The sequence below is a fragment of the Pseudoalteromonas sp. 31A1 genome (assembly GCF_011378815.1).
Taxonomy (GTDB): domain Bacteria; phylum Pseudomonadota; class Gammaproteobacteria; order Enterobacterales; family Alteromonadaceae; genus Pseudoalteromonas; species Pseudoalteromonas arctica.
In genome coordinates this window covers 274,761-297,053 of the sequence record NZ_WTKY01000002.1, presented here as the reverse complement: position 1 = coordinate 297,053, position 22,293 = coordinate 274,761, and the positions used below count along the sequence as shown (strand labels likewise).

Genomic DNA, 22,293 nt, shown 5'->3' with positions numbered 1-22,293 from the left:
AAATAAAAAGCCGATAATAAATTATCGGCTTTGTTATTTATAAATCAACGACCCAGGGAGATTGTTGTTTTATCATATTATTTTTCTTTTAAGTAAACGGTTTTCTTTTCTAGATATTGCTCTAAACCAAACTTACCGTCTTCACCGCCAAAACCACTTTGTTTCCAGCCATTATGAAAACCTTGATGCTGCTCACCCATACCACGGTTAATATAAACTTCACCCACTTCTAATTCGTTAATGGCTTTATTAATATCTGAAAAGTTTTGCGTAAATATATAAGCGCTTAAGCCATAAATACTGTCGTTACAGTACTGTATTGCTTGATCCATATCTTTAACTTTTACAATAGGGAGTACTGGGCCAAAAGTTTCTTCGTGTACTGCAATGTTATCTTGCTTAACGTCTACAAGTAACGTTGGTTCGTACCAACAACCACCTTCGAAACCCTCAACAGACGCAACTTTACCACCAGTGGCAATGCTTGCACCTTGCTTAATACTTTGTTGAACAATGTGATCAATGTTGTCTATTTCACGTTGATTACATTTAGGCCCCATTTGTGTATCTGGGTTCATAGGATCCCCAACACGAAGTGCTTTTACTGCTGGTATAAATTTAGCCATAAATGCATCGTACACAGACTCTTGAACATATAAACGCTCAACACAGGTACATACTTGCCCGCAGTTAGCAAAGCGACCCCAAAGCGCACCTTCAACAGCCTCATCAAGGTCGGCATCTGCCATAACAACCATCGGGGCTTTACCGCCAAGTTCAAGCATTACAGGCGTCATGTATTCTGCGCTAGTTTTATAAATTTGCTTACCTGCCGCAGTAGAGCCTGTCATGGTGATCATTTTAGTAATTGGGCTTTCACACAATGCTTGGCCAACAACAGAACCTGATCCATTAATAACGTTTAGCACGCCAGCAGGAATCCCCGCTTCGTTTGCTAAACGACCCAGCTCGGTGGTTGCTAAAGGTGTTTCTTGGGTAGGTTTTAATACAATAGAGTTACCTGTAATCAACGCAGGTCCAATTTTACGACCAGCCAATGCCAGCGGAAAATTCCACGCAGTAATACCAACAACTACGCCACGCGGCACTTTATGAATGTATATTTTTTCATCTTCGTTATCTGAAGGTAAAATATCGCCTTCAATAGTAAGTGCATGGTCGCATGCATAGTCAATAAAAGTCGCTGTTACGTCGACTTCCATTTGTGCAACTGATAGCAATTTACCTTGCTCTGCAACAAGCATTGGTGCAAGAATATCTTTATTTTCACGAATTTTATTAGCAAACACGCGCAATATATTTTGACGTGTGCGAGCTGTCAATTTAGCCCACTTTTTCTGGCCTACATTCGCTGACTCAAGTGCATACTGCGCATCTTCTATACAGCCTTTTGGTATTTCACCAATTTTTTTACCCGTAGAGGGGCTTAGTATTTCAATGATGCCGCTCGCTTTAGACGCAACATATTCACCGTTTATAAAATTTACATTATTATGGAAGTTCATTGAACTATCTCCCCATCCATCCGCCATCAACCAATAAAATAGCGCCGTTTACATAACTAGCAGCCTCAGAAGCCAAGAACACTGCGGGCCCTTTAAAGTCTTCAGGATTTCCCCATCGACCTTGTGGAATGCGCGCTAAGATGGCTGCATTACGCTCTTTGTCATTGCGTAATGCTTCAGTGTTATCGGTATCAATGTAACCTGGCGCAATGGCATTTACATTAATGCCTTTACCTGCCCATTCGTTAGAAAGCGCCATAACCAATTGCCCAATAGCACCTTTACTAGCTGCGTAACCTGGTACTGTAATACCACCTTGAAAGGTAAGCAAAGAAGCTGTAAAAATAACTTTACCCTCGCCATGTTCTATCATTTGTTTGCCTATTTCGCGGCTTAAAATAAATTGAGCATTTAAGTTAACTTCAATCACTTTATCCCATAAATCATCTCCATGCTCAGCCGCAGGAGCACGTAGGATTGTACCTGCATTATTGACTAAAATATCAATTTTAGGAAAATCGCTTTTAACATCATTAATAAAAGAATAAAGCGCATCACGATCACCAAAGTCACATTGATAGGCTTTAAAGTTTCGGCCAAGAGCTTTAACTTCTTTTTCTACTTCTGAGCCTTCAAGCTCTAAGCTTGCAGACACACCAATAATATCAGCGCCAGCCTGTGCTAAACCTAGTGCAATACCTTTACCAATACCGCGCTTACAACCTGTAACAAGGGCTACTTTGCCTTCTAAGCTAAATTTTTCTAACATATTATTCATTTTAATACCTTTATAATTTTTATTATTGTGGATTACATTCAACAAGCGCTTTCATGCCTTCTGGATTTCCATCCATACTCGAAAATGCACTACCAATATCAGTTAACGAACTAACCGAACTAATAAAAGGTTTAAGATCTATTTGGCCCGATGAAATTAACTCTATTGCCCAATCAAAATCTGCCGCTTCGTATACGCGCGCACCTAATAACTCCAACTCTTTCCAAAAGAATTGAAATAAATCGATTTCAGGTTTAACACTGTGAATAGCCACCATGACTATACGACCCCGACGCCCTGATATTTCGGTCATAGCCTCTATTGCGGGTTTTACGCCTGATACTTCAAATACAACATCTGCACCTTTTGTTTGCGTCCAGCTATCTACATAGGCAGCTAAATCTTCTTCAATGGGATTAACCGATTTAACACCTAGCTCATTGGCAAAAGCACGGCGGCTTTCGTTAGGCTCAGACACGAGCACTTCTGCACCAACACTTTTAGCAACCGCAGCAACTAATTGCCCAATTGGCCCGCCACCAAGTACAACCACTTTCTCACCCGCTTGTAAGCGCGAGCGTCGTACATCATGGCACGCAACCGATAACGGCTCTATTAATGCGCCTTGTTTTAAATCAACGCCTGCTGGTAATTTATGCAAAGTACGCGCTTTAACTGTCCAGCTTGACTGAAAAGCACCTGGCGTATCTATTCCCATAAACTTTAAGTTTTGACAAATATGCGTATGCCCTGCATTACACGTAGGACAATCGCCACACCAATCTAATGGACGTACTACCACGTTTTCGCCTACAGCAAAGCCTTCAACGCCTTCACCTATTTCTGCAACAACACCTGATATTTCATGGCCAATTGTTTGCGGAATAGACACTCGTTGATCCATTACGCCGTGGTATATGTGCATATCTGTACCGCAAATACCAACGTATCCAACACTCAATCTAATCTCACCCGCTTTAGGTTTAATAGATGTGCCTTCAACAATGTTAAATGACTTGTTACCTATATATTGTGCAGCTTGCATATTTTTATACCTTCAAGAATGTTTAATTAAATAGTAACCAAGTAAAGCATCATTAAAACAATGCCGATACGAGGAATATCAAAGTGAACTATCATACCTTGATATGGTTTATTGTTAACAATTTACACCTAGGTATGTTGTTTGTAAAGCCACTATCAAAATTTAATATAACTTTAGAGCGCAAAAGCCAATACGTTAAAAAGCATTAAGAATAGTTATTAAAATTTACTTGTATGTTTTAATATCAACATATATTGTCAACAATTAACACAGTGTAAAGAGGGACAATAATGATTAAAAACAAAAAATCTGCGCTTAGCGTAGTGATTATCAGCGCTCTAAACTTAGCGGGATGCAGTCAAAACATACAAACACACACGCCCAGTAGTAAAACAAATAACAACGTAGTCTTTTCTGACGTATCTGAACAAGCAGGTTTAATAACACAAAAAAACTGGAAGTATGGCGGCCCTACCATTGCCGATATAAACAGTGATGGTCATTATGATCTGCTGCTAACAAATCACGACACCACCCCTATTCGTTTATTTATGGCAAATGGAGATGGCACATACACACTACAAAACGATATTTTTCCACGAGCAGATCTACACGGTATGTCGGCCGGTGATTACGACAACGATGGCGATCTCGATGTACTTATTGCACTAGGCGGTGGAAATGGCACCACACCTCAACCCCAGCGACTACTTAAGAACAATAATGGTAAATTTGAAGATAAAACTGTTGAAGCTGGCTTATCTAAAATGGGGGCTCGCGGGCGCTCTGTGCGCTGGGTTGATGTAGATGCCGATGGTGATCTTGATTTTATACAAGTAAACGCCGAAAAATTAATTCACGAAAACTCACCACGCAATATCATTTTTGAAAATCTCGGTAATGGAAAGTTTACTTATCACCCATCAGCTACTTTTGAAAATATAAAAGCCGAGCGTGTATTATTAACCGATTACAATAACGATGACATACTCGATATTTTTGCTTTTGATGGATACAACGATTTAACTATTTATCAAGGTAATAACGACTTTACCTTTGCCAATGTTACTAAAGATCTATTAGGTGCAAATAGTGAAGCCTACAAAGGCACGCTCGCAGTTGCACAAGCTGATATAGATAACGACGGCGATATGGACTACTACCTTGCTCGCGGAAAGCTAAGCTACGCTATCGCTAATAACAGTCTATCGTTTAATAAAGGCAGCAAACGGCTAGACCTGCGTGATGAAGGTAATAAAAGCCACGATGGCATAACACTCATTACCGACAACACAAACTCAGGAAGTCTTATACTAAGTGACTTTTATCACTTCCCGCGTGCCAAGCTATTAAGCCAAATGGATGTATACATAGGTGAGAAAAAAGAACTAATAAATACACCTAGTAAAAACACCACCATTAGCCAGAAAAAAGCGCAAGGGTTTCCAACTAAGCTTGATAAAACCGGCTGGTACATTGGGTATTTAGGGAATAATAAATGGCGAGTGGAATGGGTACTTACCGACAACCTTGCATGGGATGTACGCGCATCATTCAAAAATGTAAAAAACTATCAAAGCGATTGGCAACCACAAAATCTCGCCCTTCCTGATGTATTACTACGTAACGATAATGGTAAGCTGGTTGATATTTCATCTAAATTAGATGCATTAACAAACAGTAATAACTGGGGAGTTGTACCCGGCGATTTTAATAACGACACAAAAATAGACTTTATGGTCTATCGCTTTGGCGAACTAAAAGAGCGAGTTGCTGATGTTTTACTCATTAACCAAGGTGATTACAAATTTAAAGCAACAATCACTCACAACGCTGATACCGAACGTGGCTTAGACTCACACGGCGATATGGGAGCCGCATTTGACTTTAACCTAGATGGAAAACTCGACCTACTAAGCGGAGATGAAGATAACGGCCAATGGCATTTATATAAAAATACCACTGAGTTAAGTCACGCCCACTTCACCCTTATTAGAGTTGGATACTCAAAAAGTGGGGTTGATCCGTATGGTGCAAAAGTACAAATTAAAACAGCAACTGCGAACCAATATCAAGTTATTGGCTCACAAAGTGCTACTCACTCGCAAAGCTTACTTAATATTGTGCATTTTGGATTAGCACAAGCTGATACGCTTTCATCAGTTGTAATTACATGGCGAGATGGCAGCCAAAAAACGCTCACTAATGTTAAGGTAGACTCACTAATAAAAGTGGGAGAATTTAAGTAAGTCCTGTTTAATATGTACTAGCTCAGGCTTGATCTGACAGTTACCCATTTTTCTAATGATGACTGTTAGTTTAGATTTGAGCTAAATTATTTTCTGCCCAAACCGTTTTTCCATCCAGTGATGTTTTAAGTGGTGTTCGACCGCAACATACTTTCCCTTGATGAGTCCGATCATTGTTGTAGTAATCCATCCATTCGTCCAGATCTTTTTATAGTTCTTCCTTAAGCGTATAGCTAACAATTGAACGAACACCACTACCTGAAAAAAACACGCCTAATTTACGAAGCTCATTGCTGCTTCTATGATGGCCGTGAGCAGGATAGTCAACTGCATATTTAATGACGGCTTGCTCTGTTTCTTCGTCAACGCGATTCTTTATATTTAGTGTACGGTGGTTCTTTTCGATTAACGCATCAATCCCCCCTCATTAACGAGTTCTTGATAACGATAAAATGTATCTCGTGATACGCCCATGACTTTACAGGCTCTTGATACATTGCCTAGTTCTTCAGCAAGGTTAAGTAAACCGGCTTTGTGTTTTATGGTTGGGTTGTTAGTGTGCAACATGAGAGTTACCTTTTTGTTTGTTTTGATTTAAAGATTCGACACCTTTATCAAAACGGGTAACTCTCACTTTTTCAAGTTGAATTGTCAGATATTGTCTGAACTAATACATATAAGTTAACTTAATATATTTTTGCCTTTATTCTCTTGTTGATGAATAGTTACTGGCCATCCTGGATACTGATTACTTGCTTTACCATCGGCTATATCTATTAAAAACTTATATGCTTCCATTGTGTATGTCAGCTTTTCAGAATCAAATGTAATAAAGCCAAAACCACTCCCTTTCTCATGTGCCTTTACATAACGATTACTGGATTTACCAACCTGTGGATTTCCTACCGCATAGACATAAATCTTATTACCGAAAGTGTCATTATATTCGCCAGTTTCGCCAAGGCCGTGTGCTGGCCGGTTTTGGTAAGGCATGCTCATCGAATCAGGTTTCCACCATCTTGGCCAACCGGCAGAAATAGCTGGCGTACAAAAAGCCCAATTGCTATCTCTTTGCTGGTTTACGCCATATTGCGATAAAGAACCTAAATGGGTATCTCCACAAATATGTAACGCCATAGAGTCACGCATTGCGTCAATCGCACGGTTACGTGCAGATGCAGGCCAACCACTCGAATCAAAATCATATTTCAAGAAGCGATCAGGTAGGGGCTGATGAGTAGAAATAGCAGCAAACACCGTTTGACTTAATACCGCTTTTAATTTATGCCCACGCCAATCATTACCCCACTTTATAAGAAAGTTCTCTTGGCGGTTTCCTAACAGGTCTAAGCCGGGGGGATTGAATATAGGATTATAAAAAAGTGGGTCTTCATCTTGTCCCGTTTCGCCAACCGCAACATTAATACGCTCTGGGCCACTTTTCCATTGTCTGTCGGCAAGAATCGCAAAACCGACACCGCCATATAGCATAGTGCCATAATACGAGCTAATACCATTAGTTGGCGTTGGATCATAAGGATCTGGATTATGGTTGAGAGTGGTTTTATGTATCATATTTATCACGCGTGCAGAATCAATATAACCACCTAATGCACTTGCTGAAGGGTCTTTGGAAATGTTTTCCATCCTTGCACCACCTTCCCCCCACAAATTACCTTGGAGTACATCATGATCATCGGGCAAACAAATTGTCGGTTGATTACGCATTACCTCTTTGAAAGCCAAGCCAAACTGATAGAATTTGCGTAAGTAATTTAAAATCGCTAAATTATCTGGAGTACGAATTACACCAAATCCGCCATGACTTTCATAAATTTGATCACCAGAAAAGAACACCAAATCGGGGTTTAGTTTTTCGACATTTTGAGCAACAGGTTGGTACGGAAAACCATAATCATTTTGACACGTGAGCGCGGCCATTCGTAATTTTTCACTCGCTGGGTTCGCTTTTATAATCCCTGAATATATATCTGGGGTTTGTGTACCATCTGTGTGTTTTTCACGGTATACAACCCGAAAAGGCGTATCGCGTGTTTCATCCCAATTAGCAATACGAAAGGTCGCCAACCAGCCATCATGGTCTATGACTTGCGAATCAATAGCGAGCCACTGATCATCACGCTGTATTTGTAGTTCTATTTGCTGATTATCTTGTTCACCTATAGGCCCTGTGTAAGCACTCAACTTCATCACAAAGCCTTCATCACTCAATGTATCGTTTAACGAATACATAGTCCAAAGTATCGGACCAAACGCTTGTTCATCTATTACTGAAAATGCTTCACCTTGCATGGTCCAATTACTAAATTTATATCGTGCGCCCAACTTGTCTTCAGGTGCATTTTCATATGTGACGGATGGAATCGAAAAGTTACTCACCAACGCCACATTGCCTAATAATTCAGTGGCTGCAGCCAAATGAGTGAGAGTACCTATCACTTTTCCTGACGACGTTAAACTAACCGTTAACTCTAAAGCCATGGCACCTGATTGAGGTGTTCCAGTCAGCGTTAAAGTAACAGCTTGATCCTCTATCGGAATCGATATAGGCACGGTGTTATTGCCTAACACTAAATCGTTGTTTTTAATACCAAGGTCATAACCCTGCTGTACAAAACAATTACTACGGTATTCATTTAATTCACTTTTAGCACCAAGACGAATACCCGCGCCACCATCGTTGCTGTTTTGCTCTAAGCGAGACACTTGCACCGACATTGTAAAAGATTGGTCAAGATGCGCTATTTGGTGAGTGAGTGAATGAACACTACGATTACCACCTCTACTTCTACATTCAGCAGCACCATTAACTACGCGCCAATCCTCCATTGGATTAGCCCAATATTGTTTTCCAAGCCATACTCTATCATACGTTTTATACCAATTATCATGATGAGATTTAGTACCGCGGGTAGTTGTTGAAGCCACTGTCCCAAAACTGCTAGTGCAACCAGAAATTCCTGTAGCAGCAACACCAGCAGCAAGCATTTTGAGGACTGAACGACGAGATATGTTTTTGTTCATAGTTTTAATCTCACAAATCAAATATTGTTAACAGTAAACAAACTATATTTGATTTTTTACTAAAGATCAGCATTTTTTTTTTCTAAAAACGGTTACAAATTGATAAAAGTTAATTGCAAGTATTATCAGAGATGTTTACCTAGACACTAAATATTTTAGCTAGCTTGTTATAAAAAGGTATTATTGCAGATAGTTTTCTTAACCCGCCCTATATAAAGCTTTGTTTAGATAACCGATTAGAGCTTCCCACTATGAGAAAACTACAGTAACAATTTCTAAAATGAGATAGATTCTCCACTTTCAGTTAATAAATTTTTTGGGCTTGTTTATAAGTCATATCGCCTTTTTCTACAGCGTCGACAACTTGCAATTTAAAGCCTAATGAATAATCTCGTGTGTTCTTTTAATCGGTGTGTTCTTTTAATCGGTGTATTATTTGACTTGGTCATAATAAGTCCTAAATGTGTAAACACATTTCAGGACGAGACAAGTAACAAAAGCCAAAAAGCCCGCAGAAATGCTGCGGGCTTTTTATTAGATTAAAAATTTAGAAATTAATACGGGTATTAAGTCTCAATGTCCGGCCTGTTTTATATGCGTAAACAGTACGTGATTTAGTTGCATCGCCTTCAAGCGGGCTGCCTTCAGAAAACGTTTGGCCACCAGCATTTAAGAAACGACTGGTAAAGTATTGTCTTACGCCTTCGTCGGTTACATTGGCAACTTGTAGTGATACCGTCATGTAGTTATTTACTTTATAACTTGCAGAAAAGTCGAGCGTTTTACGTCCCTCTTCCCACAGCGATCCGTTTTCCCATGAGCGTTGTACTAGCTGATCGGTTGTCCCTTGGTAAGATAGACGTAATTGATGACCATCTTTTTCCCAAAAACCCGTTACGTTGTAGCTATGCTCTGGCGTATAGGCAACCGCCAATGAAGGAATTTTTACATTATTATCAATCGATGATACTTCTTGATCGTACTTACTGTCTTGATATGTATAGTTAGCCTGCAAGCCAAGGCCGGACCAAATACCCGGTAAGTTATCGTAGGTTTGCATGTATTGAAGCTCTAACCCTTTAATACTTGCCCCTTTACCATTTTTAATTCGGGTGGTGTTAAATTTGGCACACATTTGCTCTAAGTCGCCCGAATACATCCACTCTTTTTGATAATCCTGGCCACCTTGAAAACGCTTAGGCATACATTTTTCTAAGCTATCTTGGCCTGCAATAAGTACTAAATCGTCTGGGTTATAAGATTCGCCCTCTTCGAGTCCCACTCCACGTAGGTCATCCATGTAGGTAACAATCGTTTCAGACTCTTCAAAGTTTGTCATGTCTTTATAAAATAATGATGCTGCTAATAATCCCGAATCGTTGAAATACCATTCATATGATAAATCAAGGTTTATTGATTCAAGTGGATCGAGTTTAGGATTGGTAAGCGTAATTGAGTTGTTACGGTTTTCACCGCCCCATTGTGTTTCTCTTACTTTAAAACCAGGGCGAAGCGAGTCAATTTGCGGGCGTGCCATTGTTTTAGATGCTGCAAAACGAATAATGGTGTCTTCACTTTGCAAGTAGTTAATATTGATACTGGGTAAAAACAAATCGTAGTCGTGCTCACCAGTTACTGCAAACGAGCGTAAGCTTCTGTCTTCTGTTGGTAATAAGTTTCCATTTGCATCAAATTTACGCTCGCCATATATCCAGTTTTTTTCGGTTGATACATCAGAATGGCGCCATAACCACCACTCAGATTCATTTGGATTACCACGTACAGCGTTAGGATCATGACACGCGCCTTGAGCAGGAATAGCCACATCGTCTGATTTATCAATAGTGCCTTTTGTGTCGTAGCCTAGACCATCGGTTCTCGACCAGCGTATTTCTTCGTTGTAATCTGCACCATAAAATTGCGTTGCAGCACACAGTGGTAAGCTAGTATCACGCAACTCTGCTAATTTAAATGGGTCCATTAAACGAGCATTATTTGAAGGGTCAAATGCAAACTGTACACCCGATGCACCTTGCACTTCTACAGTCGTTTTTACATAACGCACACCCACATCACCTGTAACACGTCCATCTGCTAATTCAAAATTTAGCTTGGTGTAAAATGCTAAGTTATCTAGCTCTGTATTGCGAGTGTTTGAATCGTCTGTGGCAAAAGCAACTTCTGGACTCCCTAAAGCTACTTCAAATGCTTTAAAAGCCGAAAATCGATTCCACCCATCGGTTACATTGTCGCGGCCATAACCTAAATCAGCCATAAAATCGTCAACAGGAAACCCTTCACCGTTGGTTATTAAATCACCAGAAATATCTCTTAAACCGCTACCAAGTACTGCAGGTTGGCCTGTTGCAGGGTTTATAACTACAACCCCCTCGCCTACACTATTAAAGGCACCTTGCTGAGCATCTACATATTTTGTACGTTTTGACCATTTTGCACCAAATTCAATTGAGCGTACATAGCTTGTGTCAAGCACGTAATCAAAATCGACAAAGAGCGATTTTTGTTCATCTTCGACTTCGTTGAGGGTTCTGCCCATGTACGATAAATGCTGCGCTTTTAGCTCATCCGGATTAAATCCCGTGGTGCTGTAGTTATCCCATAGATTTGTTGGGTCACCAAAAGTGTCGTTTTCGCCGTAATCAATTAAGCCGGTGCCTGTAACTAATTTACACGGACCGCCTGCTGTACAGTCATAACCAACAGGCTCCATATCCTCTGGTGGCACATTTTTTAAACTCCATGCACTAATATTGGCAAAATTTTGCAGTGCAACGTACACTGAGTTTTCTGGTATTTGCTGCGTTTTAGAGTACCCAACGCCAGCTTCCATCGAAAATGAGTCACTAAAACCGTGATTCATATCAAGTGAGTAAACTTGGTTTTTATTTTCAAATTCACCTTCTGACTGCACTAAACCACCGTTACCAAAGCGGTTGATAAATTTAGTAAATGTATTCGTTTTTAAATCAATGGTACGCCAGCTAGCTTCAGGATCAGTAAATTTAGCTGTCACGCCAGAAAGGCCTGGGTCTTCACCTTCAACTAAGTTTTTAGTTTCCATTGAGCGCGTATTAATACCATGCATTGAGTTATTAACATCTTGTTTTGCAAGGTTTGCGTTAAAGTTAAACTCTGTGTTTTCACTTGCTCGCCACTGCAAACCTAAGTTAATACTGGTGCGGTCATTTTGACTATCAAAAAGCTGATAATTAACTAAACGAGGTGTAATACCTACCGCATTTTCAACAACGTTGCCATTTGTATCTGTTGCTAAAGGCGACTGAACTGCTGTCCACTCTGTAGCAGAGTATTGGTCTTTTCGGTATTCGTTAGTCTCTTTAACTGCAGTAAAAACCACGCCAAAGGTATCGTCAAAAAGCTTTTTCGACATCGTACCCGATATTTTATAATTTTCTTTATCAGATAAATCGTTGTACCTACCTTCTAAAGTCATAGTGGAAATTTCATAATTTAAATCAAGCGGCTTTGTAGTCGAAAGATTGATATTTGCGCCTAGCGAACCCTCTTCATGATCTGCACTCGGTGTTTTTACCACTTCAATTTTAGATAAAATATCGGATGAATACTGCGATAAGTCTACGCCTTGGCTAAAACCTGTAGAACCTAATTGCACACCATTCATGCTAATATTGTTTTGTTGTGAGTTAGCACCACGCACAGATATTCGTGCACCTTCACCATCAACGGATTGTACTGATACACCAGTTACACGCGAAAGCGCATCAGCAATATTTTGATCGGTAGACTTACCTATATCTTCCGCGTTAATCGAATCAACAACGTTTTCAGCAAAACGCTTATCATTAATAGATTTTTTAAGACTGGCGGCTAACCCGCTGACTTCAATTATTTCAATATCGGCTTCTACTTTCGGTTTTTCTTGTGTGCTTTCGTCTTGCTTGGCGTAAACCAATTGTGTTGCAAGTACTGCAGCTGTAATCGCGCTCAACTTGAACGCTTTGTTGATGATTGTCATGTGTGTTCCCTTTCTAAGGTATTATTATGTTGTCAGGTTAATCTTTTGTAAACAATAATATAATAACCAAACAATTGTCAACTGTATTTTGTTAACAATATTTATTTGATTATAAAAAACCAACTTAATGCGTAAGCATTAAATTGCTCTTAAGTAACAGTGTTAAAGTAAATATTTACACAGAGTTTATCGTCAATAGTTCTAGCCTAATCAAAATTCTTTTATATACGGCCAACCAGTAAACTGCTTTTCTGTTGATGGATCTGTATTCCACTCCCAGCACTCTAATTGATAATATTTTTTTGCATGGTTTATTTTAATAATTCCATAACCTTCACTTTTTAAGTTTCTGTCAGCTAAAAACTTACCCCACGTTGTATTTTGTTTAGCAAAAAGTTTATGCGTAACTTTTGGGTTAGCTGCCGCTAGAACTCGCATTTTATTGCCAAACGTGTCGGTAAAATCACCGGTGTTTTTGTCGTTGTTTCGCTGATTTGGTAAAGGTGCGTAGGGTTCAAACCATCGCTGCCAAAATGCTGCGCTAGCTGGGCCTGCAAAAAACAAGCTGCCATCATCAAAGGTATTTATTCCTTGGTAGGCAAGCAACCCGAGGTGTTGATCTCCCGCAATTACTAATGCGTTAGCGTCACTTACTAGTTTTACTGCGCGTGTACGCCCATCAGCCGGGTAGCCATTTGCATCGTAATCTATTAATGCTTTGCCATTTTCATCGGTTTGAGGCGACCCCCACATGGAAGCTGTAATACATATTTTAGGTTTACCCGGGTGCATAGTTTGCCAGTCTTTTAAAAAGGCTTCTTGGCGTTTACCTAATAACTCACCCGTTGTGGCAAGCTTATTAGCTTTGTAGTCAGGTGGCGTTTTAAATTTACGATCCTCAACCATCGCAAAACTAATACCGCCATATTCAAATGCAGCATAACTAACCGGAATATCATATTTTATCGGTGTGGGATCGTAAGGGTCCGGATTATGCCCATTTTGCATACGGTAGATCATTCTAACAAGGTCTTTGTCCCACTTATAACCGCCGTCTTCCTCTTTTAGCATATCGGAGTGATCGCCACCATCGCCCCACAAGTTACCTTGCAGCACATCATGGTCATCAACTAAAACAAGTGTAGGCTTATCTTTTATACTATCGGCAAACGCCCAGTACCATAAGTACCATTTATATAAGGTATCTAGTTTGGCATCTTTGGTGTGGCGACCATAGCGAGTCGGGTATGTTTCGTAGTACTGATCGCCACAAAAGACATACATATCAGGGTTATGGTAATTAGCATTTTCTACAAGTTCAGTGTGAGGAAATAAAATATTGTCTTTGGTGTAACGTCCTAAATCGCGCTCGCTACTAATAAGGCGTGTGTAATGTGTGTTGTCTAAGCTTTTAGAAGTAGGAATAATACAAGAGTACAATGCAATCGTGAATTCTTTAGTATTTTGTGGGTCCTTAGCAATAGTGCCAAAGTATAAAGTGTCTTCAGGCTTTTGTGGGTTAACAATTCTGTATTGAGCTTGTTTTAAATAGTTCCAATTACTTAACCTAAACCTTGCTACAAACCCATCTTCAATTTTTGCTGTGCCTGCATGCTGCCAATCCAATTGGTTTTCAAACTTATATTGCAGCTCTACGCGTGAAAATTCTTTAATATTAATAGGCATTAACTGACAAGATAACTTGAGGACCTGTTTATTAACGCTATACATACACCCCATAACCGGGCCTAAGGTATTGGCATTATTTAGAGTTATTTTACCGCCACCGGTTTCAATATCACTAAACCCCCAACGTGCGCCTGCTACAAAAGGCTCTGAGGAGCTTAATAACGAAATCCCCCCTTGCAGTTGATCTGCGGGTACTTTGTGAAGTACTGCAAATCCTAACTCCTGGGCTGTATTTGTGTTACTTGCCACAAGACGAATATCAAAATGGTGTGCATCTATTGGGTCTAAATGGCAATCGAGTGTTATTTTATCGCCGCTTTTATATTGTTGTATATTAAATGGAGCACGATTAATAATAGTAAAATCAAGCGCTTTGCTTTCATCATCAAACTGTCTAAATGATAATTTACCTAAACTGTCAAAGGCGGCAATTATTCCGCCATTTTCGCCACCAGCTCGCTGTGCTAAAGCAGCACCTTTAGCTGATAGCTCACCTTTGCCAATTCCTAATAAAAATCCACAAAAGCCCTCTTCATTCGGTGTTAAATTGCGTACGGTGGCTTTTATACGCCCACTTTGTAATGAGCCATTAAGTTGCCTGGTGAGTAACGATACAGTACGCGCTTCAAAATCTTTTCCTTCTCGGGTACATAAAAGCTCATTACCTATACGCTGCCAATCTTGTAGTCTGTTGCCCCAAAAATGCTTACCAAGCCACACCTGCTTACTAAAATTCGTATTATCTAATGGCGCAGTTGAGGTTAAGTCACCTCGGTATGATGCAAATAATCCGCTGCAACCACTTAACAGGCTTGAACTTAGTAGACCAGCGCTGAGTTTTAAAAAACTTCTCCGTTTCATTTTAATCACCTTTATTATTGTGTGTGGATTAGGGCGCCTTGTGTAGACAGTGCTTTACATAAGGAAGTTATACATTTGGATAGCCATTAGGGTTATTACTTTGCCAGCGCCATGTGTCTTTCATCATGTCTGCGAGGGTATATTGACATTGCCAGCCTAAAACAGACTGGGCTTTAGATGAATCGGCCCAAAAGGCAGCTAAGTCGCCATCTCGGCGCTTTACAATGTCAAAGTTAATATCAACTCCGGTATACTCAATAAATGCTTTTACTATGCCAAGCACAGAATAAGGAGTACCAGTGCCTAGGTTAAATGCTTCATATAGACTGTGGTGTTGCTCGCCAAGCCATTTAAGGGCTTTAATATGACCATTGGCTAAATCACTAACGTGTATATAGTCACGCTCACATGTACCGTCTTCAGTAGGGTAATCGCCTCCAAAAATAGCTAATTTGTCACGTTTACCTACAGCAACTTGAGCAATAAAGGGCATTAAATTGTTAGGAATACCTAATGGGTCTTCTCCTATTTGGCCGCTAATATCTGCGCCAATAGGATTAAAGTAGCGCAGGCTGGCTACTTGCAAACCGGTATTTGAGGCGACTATTTCTTGTAGTATTTGCTCAATCATTACCTTTGTTTGCCCATACGGGCTTGCTGCACGCCCTAGAGGTAAACTTTCGGTATAAGGCACCGATGCGCCTTGTCCATAAACTGTAGCTGATGAGCTAAACACGAGTTTATCAACATTATATTTAAGCATGCATTGGCATAAATTTAAGGTAGACACCAAGTTGGTATAATAATACTCAAGTGGTTTTTCTATGGATTCGCCTACCGCTTTTAAACCTGCAAAGTGAATAACCGAATCAAATTTATGCTCGCTAAACGTGGCAGACAACTTGTCGTTATCAAGTAAACTGGCGTGAATAAATTCAACTTTTCGCTTTGATAACGCTTCTACGCGAGTTAGCGATTCACGACTCGAGTTACTTAAATCGTCTATTACTACTACGTCAAAACCATCTTCTAATAAGCTTAAAACAGTGTGGCTGCCAATATATCCCGCGCCTCCTGTTACCAGTACTTTTTTCATTAGATTGTCCTTATGCTCTTATAAGTGATACACCAGCTGAAGGTACGCTTGTGTAAATCGTTTCTTTTAATCCTGTTTGTTGCTCGTACTGCGTTTCAATAGCACTAATTACATTCTCTACCAAAAAATTAGGAACAAACGCCACTACACAACCACCAAAGCCACCGCCCGTCATTCTTACGCCGCCGTGTTCATTAATTACTTTTGCGATAATATTCACAAGAGTGTCGATTTGGGAGGTGGTTATTTCGAACAAATCACGCATAGAGGCATGGCTTTGTGCCATTAGTGTACTTAGTTTGGTTATATCGTTATTACTAAAGGCTTGCATGGCTTCTAATGTGCGCGCATTTTCATACACAATGTGCTCTACACGCTTGGCTACTTCAACGCTTAATGTATGTTTTTTTGCCTCAAACTCATCAATACTTACATCGCGCAAGCTCGGTTTAGACAAAGCTTCTGCCCCTGCATAACATTGCTCTCGGCGTAAGTTATATTCGCTATCAAGCAAGCCTCGTTTAACGTTTGAGTTAACCATTAAAATAGTCATCTTTGGGTCAATGCTCACTTCAATTAAATCAAGTGAGCGGCAATCTATACCCAATGCTTGTCCTTGCTGACCACACGCCGATATAAGCTGATCCATAATTCCACAGTTGCAGCCCACAAAATTGTTTTCAGCGGCTTGTGCAATTTGAGCTATGTCTTTTCGCTCAATAAACAATTCACATAAATGATTAAATGCATAAGCAATACCTACCTCAAGTGCAGCCGATGAACTAAGACCAGCTCCTTGCGGGACATTACCTGTGATGCATATATCGCAGCCACTGAGTTTATGATTTCGTTTTTGCAGTTCATCAACTACGCCGCGAACATAATTACTCCACGTTTGCGTACTGTGGCTATTAAGCGGTTTATTTACTAAAAAGTTGTCAGTTTGGTTATCGCAATCAAGTGCAAGTACATTTACTACATCGTCTGTTCGAGGGGACACAGCAATGTAAGTAGCGTATTCAATGGCACAAGGCAGTACAAAACCGTCATTGTAATCGGTGTGCTCACCAATTAAATTAACACGCCCTGGGGCTTTGACAACAAAGTCGGCATCGCGTCCAAAGTGGTTTGAAAAAGCTAACCGTGCGCTTTGTTCAACATTCATTTAGTGTTCTCTTTATAATGCGTTAGTGATTGTTTCTTCAAAATAGTGGCAGCTTGCTCGGGTGTAATATCACGCTGTGCTTCGGCCATCATTTCGTATCCAACCATAAATTTTTTAACACTGGCTGATCGTAGTAATGGCGGTAAAAACTGCGCATGTAATTGCCAAAATAAGTGGCTTTGACCATCATAAGGCGCGCCATGCCAGCCCATAGAGTACGGAAATGAACACTGAAATAAGTTATCGTAACGAGTTGTTATATTTTTAATAATTTCAGCTAGACTGCTTTGTTGAGCGTCTGTCAGCTGTATCATTTGAGTAATCGCAAACCGAGGCAATAGCAGTGTTTCAAATGGCCATGCAGCCCAATAAGGTACAACCACCAGCCAATCATCGTTTACACAAACCACGCGTTCTTGCTTTTCAATTTCACGTTTTGCGTAATCAAGCAGTAAATTACTTTTATACTTTTCGTAATATCGTTTGAGGTTTTCGTGTTTACGCGCAACCAAACTAGGTAATTTATTTTGTGCCCAAATTTGACCATGTGGATGTGGGTTAGAGCACCCCATTACAGCGCCTTTATTTTCAAATACCTGAATCCATTTGTAAGTTTTTGATAACTCTATGCATTGCTCTTGCCATGTGCTTACTACATTTGTAACTTGCGAAACACTAAGCTCTGGTAGTGTTTTTGCATGATTAGGCGAAAAACAAATAACACGCGCAGTGCCACGCTCTGTATGCATACTAAATAGGGGATCGGTTTGCTCCACATCAGGCACACCTTCACGCAAGGCGGCAAAGTCATTAGTAAACACAAAGGTGTTTTTGTAATCTGGATTTACTTCACCGTTAATACGCGTATTGCCTTTACATAAAAAGCAGCTTTCGTCGTACTCTGGTTTAACCTCAATATCTACACTTTCTTCTTGACCTTGCCATGGGCGTTTAGCCCGGTGTGGCGACACCAACACATATTCATTTAATAATGGGTTTAAACGCCGGTGTGGATGCTCTGTCGGGTCAAATTGATTTTGTTGCTCACTCATTCTTTACTTTCCCTAGTTACTGTTTTGAAAGGTACCGGCGTCGAGCACTTGCTTACGAGGAGTAAAACGACAAATATAGTTCCAGTTCCAACTGGCATCGTATTTATGGCACAACCCCCAGCTAATTCCAGGTGCTGGATTTTGCTCAAACCCTTGCGCTGGTCGATATAAGCCTATCGCTTCTGGACCGCCTTTTATATGCGCCATAATTTCAAAATTAATACCGTCCTGAGCAAATTGAATGGTGTTTTTTTCAGGGCCATCGGTTGTTAGCAAACTAGCAATACCCCCTTTATAATTCCAAACAACGACCTCATGACCGCTATTTGAAATAGGGTTATAAGGCGATTTAACATAAGGACCTAATACATCATCAGCAATAGCAACACCGTGTTTTATTTCACGACCACCAAAGTTCATTCCTTCACCTTGGGTTTCGCCTTTGTAGTACAAGTAAAATTTATTATTAAAAAATACTAAACATGGGTCGTGTACTTTATGACTATCAAAACTACCTTTAGCTGTTACTGCAAAACGACTGTCTTCATCACCAAGCCATTTACCATCTTTGCTTGGGCTTACAATCGGTTTTGGTGATTTTATCCACGGCCCAAATGCAGATTCAGAGTGAGCTATTGCAATATGTTCGTACTGACGATTTGTATAAGGTGTTTGTACTGTTTGATAAACCAAATAATAATGACCTTGGTGTTCAAACACTTCAGGTGTAAAAATTGCTCTGTCGTCGTAATCACCTGGTTTACCTGGGCTTACAGCTAAGCCTTGTTCTTGCCATGTAATACTGTCTTTTGAGGTGGCATGCCAAACTTGCGTTAAATCCCATGGAAATACTTTGTCATTCGGATTAGTAGAGTTAAAACCAACCGTTTCCCCCTCACCTTTGGTGTACCAACAATGGTAAACACCATCAATGTATAAAACAGATGAAGGATCGCGACGTATAACCCCTTCTTCATAGGCAAAATCACCCAGCAACGGTTCTATATCAAATTCTGTAAGCCACTGCGGGCCATATTTATCGTAGCCACGCTCTATTGCACGCTTACTTGCTAAACTTAATTTTTTATCAGACATGTTAATTCCTTACTTACCTAGGCTTATATTTAGCGACTGGTATACGTCAAGAGGTAAAATAGCGCCTTGATGCTGCACAACTTGTGAGGCAACACTGTCAGCCATTTCTAATGCATTTTGAGGGTTTTGTGCGCACATTCTGGCGGCTAAGTAGGTTCCGGCAAATGAGTCACCTGCCGCTGTACTATCAACTTGCTTTGCAGCGGGTGTAAACGGACATGACGCTTTAAGATCATCTTTGCAATAAACCTGCATCCCGGCACTACCAGCTTTAATAACAATTTCGTCGATATCAAATTGTGTACAGTACTGAACAATCTCTTCAATGCTTGAATGACCGAATAACACACGGTGATCATCAAGACCTGGTAAAACTACATTACTAAGCGCATAAGCACGCTCTAGCCATTCAATAGCGTGGCTTTTTGATTGCCACATACGCGCGCGATAATTAGGGTCGAACGCAATTGTGCAGCCTTGTTTTTTAAGAGCAGCTAATAATGTGAGTAAACCTTGTTTAGATTCATCATCTAAAATACCTAAACTAATGCCACTGAAAAACACCCAGTCTGATTCTTTCAAACCTAAATTAAATGGCTTTTGAGTATATAAACTCATCATATGCTTCGCTGCTGATTGATTACGCCAATAATCAAAGCTTCGCTCACCATCAGCATCCGTTGAAATAGCGTAAATACCCACGTTATAGTCTGCTGTTGTAATCACGTTTTGTGTATTAATACCTTCTTGTTGCCAACATTTGAGCATATTGGCACTCAGGACGTCGCTACCTACAGCTGTAAATAGCGCGCAATTTAGTGTGTTAGCAAAACGCTTTGCATACACAAGAGCATTGTAAGTATCGCCCGCAAATGACTGCTTGCATTCGCTAATACCTGTTGGTACTAGCTCAACCATACATTCGCCAATAGCGAGTAAAGTACTCACACACCCTCCTGTACTTTTTTAGTGTGTAGGCCTTCTAGGTAGACTTCAATTTCTTCTATCGATTTATTTTTAGTCTCTGGCATAAACTTAAATAACAATGCAAAGCCGGCTACACCCGATACGGTATAAAGTAAAAAGATGTTTGCAGCGCCTAAATTACTTAGCTGCCATGGGAAAAACTGCTGAACAAAATAGCTAATTACACTGGCTATAAATGCAAAGGTAGGAATGGCCACACCTCGAATACGAGTCGGGAATATTTCAGAAAATATTACCCACATAATTGGCCCAATCGAAAAGTGAAAGGCTGCAATAAAGCCCGCTATACCAAATGATATAAGTGGCGCGTTTATAGTTGCTGCGCGTGAAATTAAATCGCTTTCAAATAATTGCTGTTGCGAAGCTGTAAGTACGCTCGCTAAAGCCTGCTTAAATTCAATATCACTGTGATACACGGTACCAATTATGTGCTCTAGTCCTGTAATAGAGTTTAACGCTGAAAACGAGGTTATATCTTCAGCCGACAAACTATATTCTGCCTGGCTAAAGCCTAAATAACACATAAACAAACTAATTGTTGCAGCTGCTAATCCCCAAATAACAAGGGGTCTGCGCCCTAACTTATCTATCAAAGCAATAGCTACCACAGTAAATACAATACTGACTAAACCAATTAAAACAGCGTTAAAAAAAGCAGCATCAGTGCCGACTCCCAGTTGTTCAAACACCGTTGGAGCATAAAACATTATGGCGTTAATCCCCGTCACTTGCTGCACAATAGCAATAGTAAAAGCAATAATGACAGCTGTGCGAACACGACTTTCGAGTAGTTGTTTAAATGAAGAAAAATACCCACCTGTTTCGCTGTAATCAACCAAGCTCTCTTTAATACTCTTAAGTTGCTCTTGGGCCAATTCAGTATTTTTATTTAAACGATGCAAGATAGTTATAGCGCGTGTTTCGTTGCCTTTCATAACTAACCAACGCGGGCTTTGGGGAATAGTAAATAATAATAAAAACCATAAAATAGCAGGAATAATCTCAACGCCTAGCATCCAGCGCCATAAATTATCTTGTACATTCCACTGTGTTACCCACTCAAAATTACTGTGAGCTAAATCAACAAGTAAGTAGTTAGCAAAATACGCTGCGGATAATCCAACAACAATATTTATTTGAATCATAGACACTAATTTACCACGGTACTTAGACGGTGCAACTTCACCTATATACATAGCAGCGACCGATAAAGACGTGAATGCTAATCCACCTATAAAACGAGCAGTAACTAATAGCTCGTAACTTGGCGCGAAAACCGATGCAATTGCCGACAGTATGTATATAAACGCAATGCCTATTAAGGTATTTTTTCGGCCAAACATATTGCATATGTAACCGGTAATGACTAAAGCAAATAGCACACCAAAACCAGGCGCACTTACTACAGTGCCTATTTGGATGTCAGATAAATTAAATTCTGCAGATACAAAACGAACCGTACCTGAAATAAGAGCAGCGTCTAATCCAAAAATAAAGCCACCAAAGGCGACGATAAATGCAAAGAAAAACACATTACGTTTGCTACCATTCATACTTCTATCCAACTTTGTTGTTATCATTGTGTGTTGCTTTATATAGAGAATAAAGCGAGTGCTAGTGTCAAAACCCAACATTGTTAACAATTAACCATGAGTAATAACTTCGAGACTATTTCAAAATTAACGCA

The 22,293-nt window shown here is 40.0% G+C and carries 13 protein-coding genes and 1 pseudogene; 1 reads left to right on the top strand and 13 read right to left on the bottom strand.

What is annotated here, in order from left to right:
* Window positions 1–77: 77 nt before the first annotated feature.
* From aldA to GQR52_RS03640, 3 genes are read right to left on the bottom strand one after another with little or no spacing between them, the layout of a single operon-like run.
* Entirely contained in the window at window positions 78–1,526 is a 1,449-nt protein-coding gene (aldA, locus tag GQR52_RS03650) for an aldehyde dehydrogenase (RefSeq protein ID WP_165727484.1), read from the bottom strand.
* Window positions 1,527–1,530: 4 nt separating this feature from the next.
* Window positions 1,531–2,295, bottom strand: coding sequence for a 2,5-didehydro-3-deoxy-L-galactonate 5-reductase (locus GQR52_RS03645; protein WP_033016439.1), 765 nt, complete (start codon window positions 2,293–2,295; stop codon window positions 1,531–1,533).
* A gap of 31 nt (window positions 2,296–2,326) precedes the next feature.
* The gene (locus tag GQR52_RS03640; protein WP_165727483.1) at window positions 2,327–3,349 is read right to left on the bottom strand and encodes an alcohol dehydrogenase catalytic domain-containing protein; all 1,023 of its coding nucleotides are present in this window, start codon (window positions 3,347–3,349) and stop codon (window positions 2,327–2,329) included.
* 290 nt (window positions 3,350–3,639) lie between these two features.
* On the opposite strand from GQR52_RS03640, the gene GQR52_RS03635 reads away from it, so the two are divergent.
* Window positions 3,640–5,598: a CRTAC1 family protein gene (locus GQR52_RS03635; RefSeq protein ID WP_165727482.1), complete on the top strand. Its 1,959-nt coding sequence runs from the start codon at window positions 3,640–3,642 to the stop codon at window positions 5,596–5,598.
* Between the two features lie 70 nt (window positions 5,599–5,668).
* Here the strand turns inward: GQR52_RS03635 and GQR52_RS03630 are convergent.
* The 10 genes and pseudogenes from GQR52_RS03630 to GQR52_RS03585 all read right to left on the bottom strand — a co-directional run bounded on the left by GQR52_RS03630 (window position 5,669) and on the right by GQR52_RS03585 (window position 22,159).
* Window positions 5,669–6,165 (bottom strand): annotated as a pseudogene (locus GQR52_RS03630) (helix-turn-helix domain-containing protein).
* Between the two features lie 114 nt (window positions 6,166–6,279).
* Entirely contained in the window at window positions 6,280–8,643 is a 2,364-nt protein-coding gene (locus GQR52_RS03625) for an alkaline phosphatase D family protein (protein WP_165727481.1), read from the bottom strand.
* Between the two features lie 547 nt (window positions 8,644–9,190).
* The gene (locus GQR52_RS03620; RefSeq protein ID WP_165727480.1) at window positions 9,191–12,661 is read right to left on the bottom strand and encodes a TonB-dependent receptor; all 3,471 of its coding nucleotides are present in this window, start codon (window positions 12,659–12,661) and stop codon (window positions 9,191–9,193) included.
* Between the two features lie 210 nt (window positions 12,662–12,871).
* Window positions 12,872–15,211 (bottom strand): alkaline phosphatase D family protein, encoded by a 2,340-nt coding sequence (locus tag GQR52_RS03615; protein ID WP_165727479.1) that lies wholly within the window; start codon window positions 15,209–15,211, stop codon window positions 12,872–12,874.
* A gap of 67 nt (window positions 15,212–15,278) precedes the next feature.
* Window positions 15,279–16,307: a UDP-glucose 4-epimerase GalE gene (gene galE, locus GQR52_RS03610; protein WP_165727478.1), complete on the bottom strand. Its 1,029-nt coding sequence runs from the start codon at window positions 16,305–16,307 to the stop codon at window positions 15,279–15,281.
* 10 nt (window positions 16,308–16,317) lie between these two features.
* Complete coding sequence (gene galK, locus GQR52_RS03605) at window positions 16,318–17,472, bottom strand: galactokinase (RefSeq protein ID WP_165727477.1); 1,155 nt, start codon at window positions 17,470–17,472, stop codon at window positions 16,318–16,320.
* Complete coding sequence (locus tag GQR52_RS03600) at window positions 17,469–18,524, bottom strand: UDP-glucose--hexose-1-phosphate uridylyltransferase (protein WP_165727476.1); 1,056 nt, start codon at window positions 18,522–18,524, stop codon at window positions 17,469–17,471. The genes galK and GQR52_RS03600 overlap by 4 nt, the downstream gene beginning before the upstream one ends.
* A gap of 12 nt (window positions 18,525–18,536) precedes the next feature.
* On the bottom strand, window positions 18,537–19,619 hold the full coding sequence (locus GQR52_RS03595; protein ID WP_165727475.1) for a glycosyl hydrolase: 1,083 nt from the start codon (window positions 19,617–19,619) through the stop codon (window positions 18,537–18,539).
* A 9-nt stretch (window positions 19,620–19,628) separates the two neighbouring features.
* Window positions 19,629–20,567 carry a sugar kinase gene (locus GQR52_RS03590; RefSeq protein ID WP_165727474.1) on the bottom strand — a complete coding sequence of 313 codons (939 nt, stop codon included), beginning with the start codon at window positions 20,565–20,567 and terminating at the stop codon, window positions 19,629–19,631.
* Window positions 20,564–22,159 (bottom strand): MFS transporter, encoded by a 1,596-nt coding sequence (locus tag GQR52_RS03585; RefSeq protein WP_165727473.1) that lies wholly within the window; start codon window positions 22,157–22,159, stop codon window positions 20,564–20,566. The genes GQR52_RS03590 and GQR52_RS03585 overlap by 4 nt, the downstream gene beginning before the upstream one ends.
* Window positions 22,160–22,293 lie beyond the last annotated feature (134 nt).